Source organism: Paenisporosarcina sp. FSL H8-0542, from assembly GCF_038632915.1.
Classification (GTDB): domain Bacteria; phylum Bacillota; class Bacilli; order Bacillales_A; family Planococcaceae; genus Paenisporosarcina.
The window spans coordinates 817,501-831,003 of record NZ_CP152050.1; the positions used below are offsets into that span (position 1 = coordinate 817,501).

A 13,503-nucleotide genomic window follows, 5' to 3' on the forward strand; every position below is an offset into this window, starting at 1 on the left:
GTCCGCCGCAGCAGGTAAAAGCCCTGTAGTCGAAAGTTCGTTCTCTCCTGAGTGGATCCTGAGTACGGCGGAACACGTGAAATTCCGTCGGAATCTGGGAGGACCATCTCCCAAGGCTAAATACTACCTAGTGACCGATAGTGAACCAGTACCGTGAGGGAAAGGTGAAAAGCACCCCGGAAGGGGAGTGAAAGAGATCCTGAAACCGTGTGCCTACAAGTAGTTAGAGCCCGTTAATGGGTGATAGCGTGCCTTTTGTAGAATGAACCGGCGAGTTACGATTGCATGCAAGGTTAAGCTGAGAAGGCGGAGCCGCAGCGAAAGCGAGTCTGAATAGGGCGATAGAGTATGTAGTTGTAGACCCGAAACCAGGTGATCTACCCATGTCCAGGGTGAAGGTAAGGTAACACTTACTGGAGGCCCGAACCCACGCACGTTGAAAAGTGCGGGGATGAGGTGTGGGTAGCGGAGAAATTCCAATCGAACCTGGAGATAGCTGGTTCTCTCCGAAATAGCTTTAGGGCTAGCCTCAATTTTGAGAATCCTGGAGGTAGAGCACTGTTTGGACTAGGGGCCCATCCCGGGTTACCGAATTCAGACAAACTCCGAATGCCAGAGATTTATAATTGGGAGTCAGACTGCGAGTGATAAGATCCGTAGTCAAGAGGGAAACAGCCCAGACCACCAGCTAAGGTCCCCAAGTAATTGTTAAGTGGAAAAGGATGTGGCGTTGCTTAGACAACCAGGATGTTGGCTTAGAAGCAGCCATCATTTAAAGAGTGCGTAATAGCTCACTGGTCGAGTGACGCTGCGCCGAAAATGTATCGGGGCTAAACAATTCACCGAAGCTGTGGATGGATTCCGTATGGAATCCGTGGTAGGAGAGCGTTCTAAGGGCGTTGAAGCTAGACCGGAAGGACTGGTGGAGCGCTTAGAAGTGAGAATGCCGGTATGAGTAGCGAAAGACGGGTGAGAATCCCGTCCACCGAATGACTAAGGTTTCCTGAGGAAGGCTCGTCCGCTCAGGGTTAGTCGGGACCTAAGCCGAGGCCGATAGGCGTAGGCGATGGACAACAGGTTGATATTCCTGTACCACCACTCCACCGTTTGAGTAATGGGGGGACGCAGAAGGATAGGGTAAGCGTACTGTTGGTTATGTACGTTCAAGCAGTAAGGCGTGGAATGAGGCAAATCCCGTTCCTATAACGTTGAGCTGTGATGACAAGGACCATTAGGTCTGAGTTCCTGATTTCACACTGCCAAGAAAAGCCTCTAACGAGGTGGAAGGTGCCCGTACCGCAAACCGACACAGGTAGTCGAGGAGAGAATCCTAAGGTGAGCGAGAGAACTCTCGTTAAGGAACTCGGCAAAATGACCCCGTAACTTCGGGAGAAGGGGTGCTCTATTAGGGTGTTAAAGCCCGAGAGAGCCGCAGTGAATAGGCCCAGGCGACTGTTTAGCAAAAACACAGGTCTCTGCAAAACCGTAAGGTGACGTATAGGGGCTGACGCCTGCCCGGTGCTGGAAGGTTAAGAGGAGTGCTTAGCGCAAGCGAAGGTGCGAATTGAAGCCCCAGTAAACGGCGGCCGTAACTATAACGGTCCTAAGGTAGCGAAATTCCTTGTCGGGTAAGTTCCGACCCGCACGAAAGGCGTAACGATCTGGGCACTGTCTCAACGAGAGACTCGGTGAAATTATAGTACCTGTGAAGATGCAGGTTACCCGCGACAGGACGGAAAGACCCCGTGGAGCTTTACTGTAGCCTGATATTGAATTTTGGTACAACTTGTACAGGATAGGTAGGAGCCTGAGATTCCGGAGCGCCAGCTTCGGAGGAGGCGTCGGTGGGATACTACCCTGGTTGTATTGAACTTCTAACCCTTGCCCCTTAGCGGGGCAGGAGACAGTGTCAGGCGGGCAGTTTGACTGGGGCGGTCGCCTCCTAAAGTGTAACGGAGGCGCCCAAAGGTTCCCTCAGAATGGTTGGAAATCATTCGTAGAGTGTAAAGGCAGAAGGGAGCTTGACTGCGAGACCTACAAGTCGAGCAGGGTCGAAAGACGGGCTTAGTGATCCGGTGGTTCCGCATGGAAGGGCCATCGCTCAACGGATAAAAGCTACCCCGGGGATAACAGGCTTATCTCCCCCAAGAGTCCACATCGACGGGGAGGTTTGGCACCTCGATGTCGGCTCATCGCATCCTGGGGCTGTAGTCGGTCCCAAGGGTTGGGCTGTTCGCCCATTAAAGCGGTACGCGAGCTGGGTTCAGAACGTCGTGAGACAGTTCGGTCCCTATCCGTCGTGGGCGTAGGAAATTTGAGAGGAGCTGTCCTTAGTACGAGAGGACCGGGATGGACACACCGCTGGTGTACCAGTTGTTCTGCCAAGAGCATCGCTGGGTAGCTATGTGTGGCCGGGATAAGTGCTGAAAGCATCTAAGCATGAAGCCCCCCTCAAGATGAGATTTCCCATTACGCAAGTAAGTAAGATCCCTCAAAGACGATGAGGTAGATAGGTTCGAGGTGGAAGCGCGGTGACGTGTGCAGCTGACGAATACTAATCGATCGAGGACTTAACCAAAATGAATTTGAATGGTTTTCAATGACCCGTTTATCCAGTTTTGAGTGAACAAAAAAGTTTTTTTATTTTAAAAAAACGCTTGTAATTCTCATGAGATTTGATATAATAAATCTTGTCTTAAAAAACAAATAGTCTGGTGATGATGGCGAAGAGGTCACACCCGTTCCCATACCGAACACGGAAGTTAAGTTCTTCAGCGCCGATGGTAGTTGGGGGTTTCCCCCTGTGAGAGTAGGTCGTCGCCAGGCTATATATTATTGATCCGAAGTAGCTCAGTGGTAGAGCAATCGGCTGTTAACCGATTGGTCGTAGGTTCGAGTCCTACCTTCGGAGCCATATCTTTGGGGAGCTGTCCGAGTGGCCGAAGGAGCACGATTGGAATTCGTGTAGGCGGGTTAAACTGTCTCAAGGGTTCAAATCCCTTGCTCTCCGCCAGATAATTTCCTTCTATTATATATGGCCCCTTGGTCAAGCGGTTAAGACACCGCCCTTTCACGGCGGTAACACGGGTTCGAATCCCGTAGGGGTCACCAATTTCTTTTTAAGAAAATATAACCAGTTTTCATTTCCGGAGGATTAGCTCAGCTGGGAGAGCATCTGCCTTACAAGCAGAGGGTCGGCGGTTCGAGCCCGTCATCCTCCACCATTTACACTATAAACACTTTCGATAAAGTAAAACGCGAGGGTGACGCAAATATCTAAATCGGATGTTCTAAAGAACAACGCGAGGGTGGAGCAACGAGCCTTACGAAGAAGGCGAAAGCCGATGCAGATGTCAAACTTCTATAAGCGTTGAGTCATAGTGTTTATAACATAATATTATCGCGGGGTGGAGCAGCACGGTAGCTCGTTGGGCTCATAACCCAAAGGTCGCAGGTTCAAATCCTGCCCCCGCAACCAAATGGTCCCGTGGTGTAGCGGTTAACATGCCTGCCTGTCACGCAGGAGATCGCGGGTTCGATTCCCGTCGGGACCGCCATTTTTTATGAAGTGTTAAGAATTGGAATAAGCAAAGAAGGTCTAGGAAGCAAAATGAGTAAGTGAAGGAGCGTACTAATGTACGTGACTGAACGAACGAATGAAGCTGACAACGAGATTCGAAGCTTAGTACAATTCGAATGTGGCTCAGTAGCTCAGTCGGTAGAGCAAAGGACTGAAAATCCTTGTGTCGGCGGTTCGATTCCGTCCTGAGCCACCATTATATTTTTTCCCGCCGGTGTAGCTCAGTTGGTAGAGCAACTGACTTGTAATCAGTAGGTCGAGGGTTCGACTCCTTTCGCCGGCACCATCTTCAATTGGAGGGGTAGTGAAGTGGCTAAACACGACGGACTGTAAATCCGTTCCTTCGGGTTCGGCGGTTCGAATCCGCCCCCCTCCACCAACTTTAGGGGCATAGTTTAAAGGTAGAACTGAGGTCTCCAAAACCTCCAGTGTGGGTTCAATTCCTACTGCCCCTGCCAATTTTATTTTATAGTGGCGGTTGTGGCGAAGTGGTTAACGCATCGGATTGTGATTCCGACATTCGAGGGTTCAATTCCCTTCAGTCGCCCCATTTTTAATAAATTTACTTACAAAAGCATATACTAACATTATGGCGGGCGTGGCGAAGTGGTTAACGCATCGGATTGTGATTCCGACATTCGGGGGTTCAATTCCCCTCGTTCGCCCCATCTTATTAGTGGGGTATAGCCAAGCGGTAAGGCAACGGATTTTGATTCCGTCACGCCCTGGTTCGAATCCAGGTACCCCAGTATTTTTGCGGAAGTAGTTCAGTGGTAGAACACCACCTTGCCAAGGTGGGGGTCGCGAGTTCGAACCTCGTCTTCCGCTCCAACATGATTTGGCGGCATAGCCAAGTGGTAAGGCACAGGTCTGCAACACCTTTATCACCGGTTCAAATCCGGTTGCCGCCTCCATAATATATTTTCATATGTCTGCATGTATTGATTTGCCCGAGTGGTGGAATGGCAGACACGCCGCACTCAAAATGCGGTGCCGCAAGGCGTGCCAGTTCGAGTCTGGCCTCGGGTATCATTAAAAAAGCAGTATCTACTTATGTAGATACTGCTTTTTTAATTTTATATAAATAATAGGGAATACTGAAAGTACAACGGTTTACCTCTGATCGTTCTTTTTATCATTATTGACGGGGTGATTGGCCGCCTTTTTCGTATTTGTTTTTGCTGCTTTGTTTTGACCTATAATATCTAAATCATCTGGACTTAAATCGTATCCATGGCCAAATTCTTCACGATCAAATCTTGCCTTCTTCAAGTTTTTATTTTCTTTTTGTTTGATATTGCCTTTATCTGTAGTCAAAGAAACTCACCTCCATTTCCTGTTAGGATGTTCTGAAAGCCCCAGTTTATTCAAATCCATCTATTGATTAGTTACAAAAAAAACGCCTAAGCAAAATGCTTAAGCGTTTTATGCGAGAAATAAAACATGGCTTATCAACCCAAGCCCCGCACTATTGAGTATTAGCTTTATTTCACTTCATAAACGTTGAAAAATATTCCAATGGAGCGAACCGAAGGGGCTAAGTTTATTAATTTGAATTACAAACGCATATCTTGTTTAAAAGAGTTATTGGATTTTGACTTTCCTTGAATTCGGTTTGGGTTGTAAATAACTCTTCTGTAAAGGAAGGCTGAACAAACCAAGTTCTGCCCAAGAATACAATCAGAAATAACACAAGTGCGTATAAATATGAAATCCATGGAGATAAGAAAAAATTGGACTCCACTGCTTTAAATTGAATGATTCCATCCCCGACGTTCCCAGATACTCCATAAAACAGTCCATATGCAATATTTTATCCACCGTGCAATCCTGAATTTGCCCAGATTGAATGGGTCTTGTAAAAGGAGTGAGCCAAGCTGATACCCAGACAGGCTGAAAAAATAAAGTTATTTATCGTCAATCCTTCTAACCAAATATCGTCAAGCGTATAAAGGATTACCGAGATTACAATCGGCATTCCAAATGCCTTATTAAATAGACGAATTTCTGGTAAAGGAGATATATCAAGATATGATTAAGTCGTTATTCACTTGACCACATTGAATATATCAAATAAAGATAAAGGTGATAAAATGGTTGGCTGGGCTTGGCTGTTAGTTGTATTAAATAGTTTGGATGGAATTGCCACATATGTCGGAATCACAATGTTGATTATCTCCGAAGCTAATCCACTATTAATAAAGTTAGACCCGTTTACTATTCTCATAATTAAACTGTTTTTAAGCACCCTTTTTGCAGTATTTATTTTAAAATATCCATTCCAACAGTTTGGTAAATGTTTTAAATACGTATTGAGTTTTGCCAATGCCTGTTATCTAAGTGTTTTCTTATTTCACATTTTTTGGATTGGCATGAGCATTATGTCTTAAAATTATGCGATATTCAAAAATAGGAATAAAACATTTTCATAAGGGAATCCAGAATAATGTGACCAATGTGATCATTATTTTGGATACTCTAAAGGAGATGATAGCAATGACAAATGTAAAATTAGCCGTTGTTTATTACAAGAAAGAGACATTCCAACTTTTAGATCAACGTACGCTGGTTTAGAAACGATCATTAGGGAACTGAACAATAACGAATAGAAAAAACCGCTTCGATTGAAGCGGTTTTTCTTTGCAATCATGATATAGTTGGCAAGTTAGCCTGAACCTGCTCTTTAGATAAAATTACGGATGAAAAGTTTCCTCCGTTAACTTGTGTAAACATTTTGCCAGCCGCAGTAACAAGCTGCTCTGCAGCCTCAATCGACATGGAAGGCTTTAAAAAGAAAACTTGTAAAGCGTCAACGGTTAGTTCACTGACAGCGGTGCGGAGTGAATCGACAAAAGGGCTGCCAAATGGACCTATCGTATCTTGGATGGTAAGGATGCCATGTAAATTATTTTCACGTCCATTGATTCCGGTATATGTAGTGTCAGATACTCCTAGTTCTATGTGAATATCACTTTCTACATGAGATAAATCATAAAGACCAACAGGGATTTCGTATTGCAAGGAAAAGAAGTTATTTAAATCCACACCACTGTTTAAAGGCTGTAAATAGTTTTGATTGCGAATTCGACGCATCATGGCCTCCATGGCGGGGCGATAACGACCAGGATCGGCTCCAAACTTTTTCCAAAGAGCCCGCCATTCTTTAATTCCTTCATAATCAGTCAATTCTTTATCTTGTAAGTCAAAAAATAAGTGTTCTTGAAATAATTGCATGCGTCCTTTTAACATTTGAGGCGATTCTGAGATGACAAATTTGGTATAATGGTTAATGCCTATTTTAATAAATGCGTCGATTTGAAAAATGGACGATTCTATAGAAGCTTTCATGCTTTCACCTACAATTCGTTTTTCAATAGTTTATCACAAGGAGGGAGAAGTTTTATGAATGTCAATCAATTTCAACAAGAACTAATAACTTATGCACATTCCATTGGCATCGATAAAATCGGCTTTGCTTCTTCCGATCCTTTTCGTGAGTTGAAGAATCGATTGAAACGCCAACAGGAACTGGGGTACCAATCAGGCTTTGAAGAGCCTGACCTTGAAAAAAGAACAGTTCCATCGCTTTTGTTGGACGAAGCAGAGAGTATTATTTCAATCGCTATTGCCTATCCATCCCGCATGGAAAATGCACCGCAAGGGAAGAAAGGTGAGCGACGGGGGATTTTTGCCAGAGCCTCTTGGGGAATGGACTATCATACAGTGTTAAGGGACCGTTTAGCTAAATTGGAGCTGTTTATAGCGGAACATATTGAAGACGCTAAAACACGCTCTATGGTGGACACAGGAGAGTTGTCTGATCGGGCTGTTGCCGAACGTGCGGGAATCGGATGGAGCGCTAAAAATTGTTCGGTTATTACTGCGGAATTTGGATCGTATGTTTATTTGGGTGAAATTATTACGAACATTCCCTTCGCACCCGATACACCGATGGAAGATGAATGTGGAGAATGCCGATTGTGTTTGGACGTTTGTCCGACTGGTGCCTTGATTGAAGGTGGTCAGCTCAATGCGCAACGATGTATTGCTTTTTTGACTCAGACCAAAACATTTTTGCCAGATGAGTTCCGAACCAAAATCGGAAACCGCATCTATGGGTGTGATACGTGCCAAACGGTTTGTCCGAAAAATAAAGGTAAATTCAATATGCATCAAATTGATTTTCAGCCTGACCCTGAAATTGCAAAGCCGTTGCTATTACCACTGTTGAAAATGAGCAACAAGGAATTCAAAACTAAATTCGGCCATGTGTCCGGTTCCTGGAGAGGGAAGAAACCCATCCAAAGGAATGCCATTTTAGCACTGGCACATTTTAAAGAAGATAGTGCCATTCCGGATTTGATTGACTTACTCCAATCTGATGAACGACCGGTGATTCGTGGCACAGCTGCATGGGCCATAGGTAAGATTGGTACATCTGAAGGAATGGAAGCTTTGCAAAAAGCTTTAACAGTAGAGAAAGATCCAGAAGTGATTGAAGAAATTCTCAAAGGGATATCCTTTGAAACCATACATTGAGGAAGTGACGGAAATGGCTATACATGTGGTACTTTATCAACCACTTATCCCAGCAAATACAGGTAACATTGCACGTACGTGTGCAGGGACGGATACGAAATTACATTTAATACGACCATTAGGGTTTTCAACCGACGATAAAATGCTAAAACGTGCAGGGCTCGATTACTGGGAGCATGTTGATATTCACTACTATGACGCTTTAGAAGAGTTGTTTGCTAAATATCCGGAAGGGGAGTTTTTCTTCCTTACGAAGCATGGGTCTAAACCACATACTACGTATAACTATAGCGAGATTGAGAAAGATTTCTTTTTCGTCTTCGGAAAAGAAACGTCTGGTTTGCCTCGTGAATTGATTGATGCGAATCAAGACCGTTGCCTACGTATTCCTATGAATGATAATGTACGCTCATTAAATTTGTCTAATACAGCTGCTATTTTAATTTATGAAGCACTGCGTCAACAAGATTATCCGAATTTAGATTAAAAAAACGGGATTGCTAATTATAGCAATCCCGTTTTACATGATTATTTCTTTTCAGATGCACCTGGTTTGTCATCGTACCCTGCCGTGAAGATCGCAGCAAGGAATGCAACAGTAACACCAAGAATAAGTAGTAAGCTCATTTTTGTTGCCTCCTTTTGAGAGTATTACAATATCATACCTAAGTATAGCTTACTTCATTTCAAAAAGAAATATTCTCCTCGATACAATTATGGCGAAATTCGTTCAATGCAAATGTTGCTTTCTCTGTAAGGTTCTTATACGATAGCAAAAAGGAGCTGAGCGAACATGTCGAAAAAAGAACGAGATCCTGAGAATGGTTCAATGGCTTCATCGATGGAAGAGATGAAACAGCTTGGCCGTCAAATGGAAAAAATGCGTGATGAACATGAATTGAAAAAAGATCATCGAGTTTCCGATCCTGCACAATCGGATGAAGCTGAACCGATTCATAAACGAAAAAACGACTGAAGTCAAAAGGCTCCAGTCGTTTTTATATTAATGAGGCAAGAATAGTAACTGATACAGGAACAGAGCAGCGAAGATATATAGTAACGGATGTACTTTTCGTGCCTGGCCTTTAAAGATTTTTAATAATGGATAAAGGATGAATCCTAGTTCAATACCTGTGGCAATACTTGATGTCAGTGGCATTGTTAAAATAATTATGAAAGCAGGGAAGGCCTCGTCGAAAGAATCCCAATCGATATGCTTCACTGCACTGATCATCAAACTACCGACAATAATCAAAGCTGGTGCAGTAATGGCAGCTACACTTGATAGCGAAGAAACGAGTGGTCCAAAGAAAGCGGCAATGATGAATAAAACAGCGACAGTAACAGATGTTAAACCTGTACGACCACCAACAGCTACACCTGAAGACGACTCGATGTATGCAGATGTTGGGCTTGTACCGAACATAGCTCCGACTGTTGTCGCTACTGAATCTGCAAGTAAAGCCTGTCTTGCACGTGGCATTTTATTGCCTTTCATTAGCCCAGCTTGTTTTGCAACACCAATCATCGTTCCTGTAGTATCAAATAAAGTAACGAGTAAGAAAGAAATAACGATGCCGAACATGCCATAATGGAAGACATCCATAAAAGCAACAGCTGGGTTCCATACAATGATGCCTTCTGGTAAAGACGGCAGTTTCATCAATGTTTCTTCAAACTTCAGTTGGCCTGTGAAGAAAGCAACAATTCCGGTAACAATCATTCCATAGAATAAAGCTCCGTAAACATTCATCACCATCAAAATCAATGTGATTATCAATCCGAACAATGTCAGCAATACTGGTGCACTTGTTAAATCGCCAAGCTTCACCAAGTTTTGGGGATGAGCTTCAACCAAATGAGATAGTCGCAGACCGATAAAAGCGATAAACAAGCCGATACCAGCGGTAATACCATGTTTTAAATTTTCAGGGATAATTTCGATTAATTTTTTACGTAAAGGTGTTAAAGATAAAATGATAAATAATAGTCCGGCAATAAATACTGCTGAAAATGCAGTGATGTAATTAATTTCTCCATTGGATGAAATAACGACGGTGTAAGTGAAAAATGCATTTAAACCCATACCTGGTGCAATGGCGATAGGATAGTTTGCAAATAACCCCATCCATAAAGTACCTATAACTGCTGAAATAATAGTTGCTAGAAAGACTTGATCAAAAGGTACGCCAGCATCTGCCAAGATGACCGGATTGACAATTACGATATAAACCATCGTCAGAAATGTCGTCATACCTGCGAGGATTTCAGTTTTTACATTAGTATTATGCTCATTTAAGCGAAACATAGTGTGTCTCCTTTCAAAAAAGACGAACGAAATAACCAACATTTCATATATTATTCGCTTTTAGGGGGATATGCAATAGTTTTTGATGAATAAATCATCTCACTCGTAAAATTTAGATTCAATTTGTACAATAGATGTATGAAGAAAGAACAAGGAATGGAAAGGATGAAGAACATGACTTTAACAATACAATCCACCAAAACATTACATAACGGCATTGAAATTCCACGCCTGGGTCTAGGCGTTTATAAAATGACAAATCCCGAAGAAGCAGTAAAGGCGATGACTACGGCTCTTCAAGTAGGTTATCGTGCAATCGATACTGCTTCTTTATATGCCAATGAAAAAGAGGTCGGCGAATCGGTTCGGGCAGCTGGTTTAAAACGTGAAGATGTTTTTGTTACAACCAAAGTGTGGAACGCCGATCAAGGGTATGATCAGACATTGCGTGCTTTTGAAGCGTCGCTTGAAAAATTGGGTTTCGACTATTTGGATCTGTATTTAACACACTGGCCGGTTAAAGAAACGTTCGCAGACACATATCGTGCGATTGAACGTCTGTATGATGAAAAATTGATTCGTGCGACAGGTGTATCCAATCACCATCAGCATCACTTAGAAGAAATTTTTGCGAAAGCAAATGTCAAACCAATGGTTAATCAAATCGAGTTAAGTCCACGTCTTACTCAGTATGACCTAAGAACGTTTTGTGCAGACAACCAAATCGCTGTGACTTCCTGGTCCCCATTGGCACGTGGCGGTCTGCTGGACGAGCCATCACTTGTAAGAATGGGGAATAAATATGGAAAGACGTCAGCTCAAATCATCATCCGTTGGCATTTGCAACATGACCTGCTAGTGATTCCGAAATCGGTAACACCAGAACGCATTGCAGCCAATGCCGATGTGTTTGATTTTGAGTTGTCATTTGAAGATATGAAAAATATTGATTCATTGAATTTGAACGAACGCACTGGGGCAGATCCAGATAATTTTTCTTTTAATTTCTAATACAAAGGCTCTGCTAAACGATAATGTTATTATCGTTCATATGCGCTAGCCGCATGTCCCATATGAGCCAACAAGTATGAAAAACTTGTGGGTCTACAGCATTCTATAATAAAGCCAATACAAAAAGAGATTCCATGAGTCATTGATGACTTAGGAATCTCTTTTGTTTTTACTTATTTATTTTGGCTTTCGCATTCTTCGTCTATACAGTTGTTTCATTCGGTTACTTTCTTGAAACTGCGAAAGGTGAGTTATTTATAGTCCTCGACCACAATCATTTCTTTCGTAATCGGGTGAACAAATTGTAGTTTTTTCGCTTGCAAAGAATAATTGTCCGCTCTTGTTCTTGAACCATATAATCTGTCACCTGTAACGGGGTGGCCGATAGAGCTCAAGTGAACACGGATTTGATGAGTGCGTCCAGTTTCCAAAATTACGTGTACTTTTGTGAAATTAGAATCTTGTCCCACAACTTCAAAGTGAGTGATAGCTGTTTGACCTGATGGAGAGACTGTTCGGCGGGTTGAATCATGGCGATCCTTACCAATCGGTGTGCGAATCGTTCCATTTTTTTGAGTCATGTAGCCATCAACTATCGCTTCGTAGACACGAATGATTTGTTTGTCTTCAAGCATACGATCCAACATGGATTTAATAAGAGGATGTTTGGCAATCAATACTAAACCTTTCGTGCCTTGGTCGAGACGATGGACATGCTCTGCATAAACGCCACCTTGTTTTTTAATATAGGCCATGACATGGTTCATACAAGTGCCCGTCTGGCCAGGCTCATTTGGATGTGTTGCCATATCGGCAGGCTTTGAAACGACCAGTATATGTGCATCTTCAAAAAGAATCGGGACATCACAATTTTGTGTCGCTACATAAGAAGAAGGCTCCACTTTCACATTGAAAGTAAGTTTTGTTCCTTTTGGGTAATGATGTTGCCATACCATAGGTTCTCCATTTTCTTTTACGATACTTTTGGCCATACGCATTTCATGCATGATTTTCTTACCAATATGAAAATCGTCGCGCAGAAGTTGTTCGATGGTAATATTGTCTGTTTGCAGCTCATATTCAAATGTTTTAATCATTTACAGTCCTCCTAAAAAGAGACCATGTACGAGGACATGGTCTACGGTATCTTCTATTTTAATACAAATTCATTGAAAAAGGTTTCTATTTGTTCTTTTGGTTGATTACCGACCATACGTGCAACTTCTTTTCCATCTTCAAAATGAATCATAGTTGGAGTAAATTCTATCTTATAATCTTCCCAGCCTTGCTCAAATTCATAAATATTGTATTGCACTAAGTCAACTTCCATATCTTTTACGATTGGCATTAATACAGGAGTCATTGCTTTACAATGAACACAAGTCGGGCTGAAGAAATAAGCAGTTACGGGTTCACCGCTTTCTACTTTTGCTTGTAAGTCATCAGGTAGAATGATATTTTGATAGTTTTCGTCGTCCAGTTGATCAATGGTTTCTTGTTTTAAGTCGTTGGTACCGTAAGGATTGTCCTCTAATTTATTTTTGTTTGATGTATTGTTCAGGACAATCAATAAAGCAAATAAGGCTACGATGATTCCACCGATAATTAATAACTTCTTCATTCTACTTTTCCTCCTTTAAAGCTCTCAATAACATGAAACTTGTAATAGCGATAAGAATAAACGCAGTCAGCGCCAAAAATGGAATCGTGATGAATCCAAAGATGTTGATATATTCACCTGTGCAAGATACACGTCCACAGGCAGGTGCGTTTTCTGATAAAAAGCTGACTTTTTGTAAACCATAATGATATAACGAAATCGCTCCACCAATAATGGAGAACGTAGCAGTCGTTACAGCAATGCGTGCATTTTTCTGCACGTAGGCGATACCTAGAATTATGACGAGTGGATACATGAAAATGCGTTGAATCCAACATAACTCACACGGTTCATAATGCCTTATTTCTGAGAAAAATAAGGACCCCATTGTTGCTGCTAAAGAAACGACCCACATAAACAATAACATATTCTCTGATTTTTTCGACATGTTCTAATCTCCAATTC

Annotated in this window: 11 protein-coding genes, 16 tRNA genes and 2 rRNA genes (1 of these 29 only partly in view); 23 read left to right on the forward strand and 6 right to left on the reverse strand. The window is 42.5% G+C overall.

Features of this window, described 5'->3' with window-relative positions; genetic code table 11:
- The 18 genes from MHH33_RS04320 to MHH33_RS04405 form a co-directional block, all read left to right on the forward strand.
- Window positions 1-2,578, forward strand: a 23S ribosomal RNA gene (locus tag MHH33_RS04320) (it extends 354 nt beyond the left edge of the window).
- Between the two features lie 132 nt (window positions 2,579-2,710).
- A 5S ribosomal RNA gene (gene rrf, locus MHH33_RS04325) occupies window positions 2,711-2,826 on the forward strand.
- Between the two features lie 13 nt (window positions 2,827-2,839).
- Window positions 2,840-2,914, forward strand: a tRNA-Asn gene (locus tag MHH33_RS04330).
- A gap of 7 nt (window positions 2,915-2,921) precedes the next feature.
- Window positions 2,922-3,013 (forward strand) — tRNA-Ser (locus tag MHH33_RS04335).
- Between the two features lie 23 nt (window positions 3,014-3,036).
- Window positions 3,037-3,111: transfer RNA gene (locus MHH33_RS04340), tRNA-Glu, on the forward strand.
- A 37-nt stretch (window positions 3,112-3,148) separates the two neighbouring features.
- A tRNA-Val gene (locus tag MHH33_RS04345) sits at window positions 3,149-3,224 on the forward strand.
- A 177-nt stretch (window positions 3,225-3,401) separates the two neighbouring features.
- Window positions 3,402-3,478: transfer RNA gene (locus MHH33_RS04350), tRNA-Met, on the forward strand.
- 3 nt (window positions 3,479-3,481) lie between these two features.
- A tRNA-Asp gene (locus MHH33_RS04355) sits at window positions 3,482-3,557 on the forward strand.
- Between the two features lie 143 nt (window positions 3,558-3,700).
- Window positions 3,701-3,776, forward strand: a tRNA-Phe gene (locus MHH33_RS04360).
- A 14-nt stretch (window positions 3,777-3,790) separates the two neighbouring features.
- Window positions 3,791-3,866 (forward strand) — tRNA-Thr (locus MHH33_RS04365).
- Window positions 3,867-3,875: 9 nt separating this feature from the next.
- Window positions 3,876-3,959: transfer RNA gene (locus tag MHH33_RS04370), tRNA-Tyr, on the forward strand.
- A 5-nt stretch (window positions 3,960-3,964) separates the two neighbouring features.
- A tRNA-Trp gene (locus MHH33_RS04375) sits at window positions 3,965-4,038 on the forward strand.
- Between the two features lie 16 nt (window positions 4,039-4,054).
- Window positions 4,055-4,130 (forward strand) — tRNA-His (locus MHH33_RS04380).
- Window positions 4,131-4,172: 42 nt separating this feature from the next.
- A tRNA-His gene (locus tag MHH33_RS04385) sits at window positions 4,173-4,248 on the forward strand.
- 9 nt (window positions 4,249-4,257) lie between these two features.
- Window positions 4,258-4,329 (forward strand) — tRNA-Gln (locus tag MHH33_RS04390).
- 7 nt (window positions 4,330-4,336) lie between these two features.
- Window positions 4,337-4,411, forward strand: a tRNA-Gly gene (locus tag MHH33_RS04395).
- A gap of 9 nt (window positions 4,412-4,420) precedes the next feature.
- Window positions 4,421-4,494, forward strand: a tRNA-Cys gene (locus tag MHH33_RS04400).
- A 34-nt stretch (window positions 4,495-4,528) separates the two neighbouring features.
- Window positions 4,529-4,609, forward strand: a tRNA-Leu gene (locus MHH33_RS04405).
- Window positions 4,610-4,693: 84 nt separating this feature from the next.
- Here MHH33_RS04405 and MHH33_RS04410 read toward each other — a convergent pair.
- Window positions 4,694-4,897 (reverse strand): hypothetical protein, encoded by a 204-nt coding sequence (locus MHH33_RS04410; protein WP_342543037.1) that lies wholly within the window; start codon window positions 4,895-4,897, stop codon window positions 4,694-4,696.
- Window positions 4,898-5,640: 743 nt separating this feature from the next.
- On the opposite strand from MHH33_RS04410, the gene MHH33_RS04415 reads away from it, so the two are divergent.
- On the forward strand, window positions 5,641-5,970 hold the full coding sequence (locus MHH33_RS04415) for a DUF5658 family protein (RefSeq protein WP_342543038.1): 330 nt from the start codon (window positions 5,641-5,643) through the stop codon (window positions 5,968-5,970).
- Between the two features lie 256 nt (window positions 5,971-6,226).
- Here the strand turns inward: MHH33_RS04415 and MHH33_RS04420 are convergent, their stop codons facing one another.
- On the reverse strand, window positions 6,227-6,928 hold the full coding sequence (locus MHH33_RS04420; protein WP_342543039.1) for a phenylalanine--tRNA ligase beta subunit-related protein: 702 nt from the start codon (window positions 6,926-6,928) through the stop codon (window positions 6,227-6,229).
- 54 nt (window positions 6,929-6,982) lie between these two features.
- Between MHH33_RS04420 and queG the strand changes: the two genes are divergently transcribed.
- The 3 genes from queG (at window position 6,983) to MHH33_RS04435 (ending at window position 9,095) form a co-directional block, all read left to right on the forward strand.
- Window positions 6,983-8,119 carry a tRNA epoxyqueuosine(34) reductase QueG gene (gene queG, locus MHH33_RS04425; RefSeq protein WP_342543040.1) on the forward strand — a complete coding sequence of 379 codons (1,137 nt, stop codon included), beginning with the start codon at window positions 6,983-6,985 and terminating at the stop codon, window positions 8,117-8,119.
- Window positions 8,120-8,132: 13 nt separating this feature from the next.
- Window positions 8,133-8,606 (forward strand): tRNA (uridine(34)/cytosine(34)/5-carboxymethylaminomethyluridine(34)-2'-O)-methyltransferase TrmL, encoded by a 474-nt coding sequence (gene trmL, locus MHH33_RS04430; protein ID WP_016429213.1) that lies wholly within the window; start codon window positions 8,133-8,135, stop codon window positions 8,604-8,606.
- Between the two features lie 306 nt (window positions 8,607-8,912).
- Entirely contained in the window at window positions 8,913-9,095 is a 183-nt protein-coding gene (locus MHH33_RS04435; protein ID WP_016429211.1) for a hypothetical protein, read from the forward strand.
- A 27-nt stretch (window positions 9,096-9,122) separates the two neighbouring features.
- On the opposite strand, the gene MHH33_RS04440 is transcribed toward MHH33_RS04435, so the two are convergent.
- Window positions 9,123-10,427: an NCS2 family permease gene (locus tag MHH33_RS04440; protein ID WP_016429210.1), complete on the reverse strand. Its 1,305-nt coding sequence runs from the start codon at window positions 10,425-10,427 to the stop codon at window positions 9,123-9,125.
- 174 nt (window positions 10,428-10,601) lie between these two features.
- Between MHH33_RS04440 and MHH33_RS04445 the strand changes: the two genes are divergently transcribed.
- On the forward strand, window positions 10,602-11,438 hold the full coding sequence (locus MHH33_RS04445; RefSeq protein ID WP_342543041.1) for an aldo/keto reductase: 837 nt from the start codon (window positions 10,602-10,604) through the stop codon (window positions 11,436-11,438).
- Between the two features lie 251 nt (window positions 11,439-11,689).
- Here MHH33_RS04445 and MHH33_RS04450 read toward each other — a convergent pair whose 3' ends face one another.
- From MHH33_RS04450 to MHH33_RS04460, 3 genes are read right to left on the reverse strand one after another with little or no spacing between them, the layout of a single operon-like run.
- Window positions 11,690-12,535 carry an RluA family pseudouridine synthase gene (locus tag MHH33_RS04450; RefSeq protein ID WP_342543042.1) on the reverse strand — a complete coding sequence of 282 codons (846 nt, stop codon included), beginning with the start codon at window positions 12,533-12,535 and terminating at the stop codon, window positions 11,690-11,692.
- A gap of 53 nt (window positions 12,536-12,588) precedes the next feature.
- Entirely contained in the window at window positions 12,589-13,059 is a 471-nt protein-coding gene (locus MHH33_RS04455) for a thioredoxin family protein (protein ID WP_342543043.1), read from the reverse strand.
- Window position 13,060: 1 nt separating this feature from the next.
- Complete coding sequence (locus tag MHH33_RS04460) at window positions 13,061-13,486, reverse strand: disulfide oxidoreductase (RefSeq protein ID WP_342543044.1); 426 nt, start codon at window positions 13,484-13,486, stop codon at window positions 13,061-13,063.
- Window positions 13,487-13,503: the final 17 nt, after the last annotated feature.

Coding starts and splice junctions, on each gene's coding strand:
- MHH33_RS04460 (WP_342543044.1), bottom strand. CDS start 13,486: ATGTCGAAAAAATCAGAGAATATGTTATTGTTTATGTGGGTCGTTTCT.
- MHH33_RS04445 (WP_342543041.1), top strand. CDS start 10,602: ATGACTTTAACAATACAATCCACCAAAACATTACATAACGGCATTGAA.
- MHH33_RS04420 (WP_342543039.1), bottom strand. CDS start 6,928: ATGAAAGCTTCTATAGAATCGTCCATTTTTCAAATCGACGCATTTATT.
- MHH33_RS04435 (WP_016429211.1), top strand. CDS start 8,913: ATGTCGAAAAAAGAACGAGATCCTGAGAATGGTTCAATGGCTTCATCG.
- queG (WP_342543040.1), top strand. CDS start 6,983: ATGAATGTCAATCAATTTCAACAAGAACTAATAACTTATGCACATTCC.
- MHH33_RS04455 (WP_342543043.1), bottom strand. CDS start 13,059: ATGAAGAAGTTATTAATTATCGGTGGAATCATCGTAGCCTTATTTGCT.
- trmL (WP_016429213.1), top strand. CDS start 8,133: ATGGCTATACATGTGGTACTTTATCAACCACTTATCCCAGCAAATACA.
- MHH33_RS04450 (WP_342543042.1), bottom strand. CDS start 12,535: ATGATTAAAACATTTGAATATGAGCTGCAAACAGACAATATTACCATC.
- MHH33_RS04440 (WP_016429210.1), bottom strand. CDS start 10,427: ATGTTTCGCTTAAATGAGCATAATACTAATGTAAAAACTGAAATCCTC.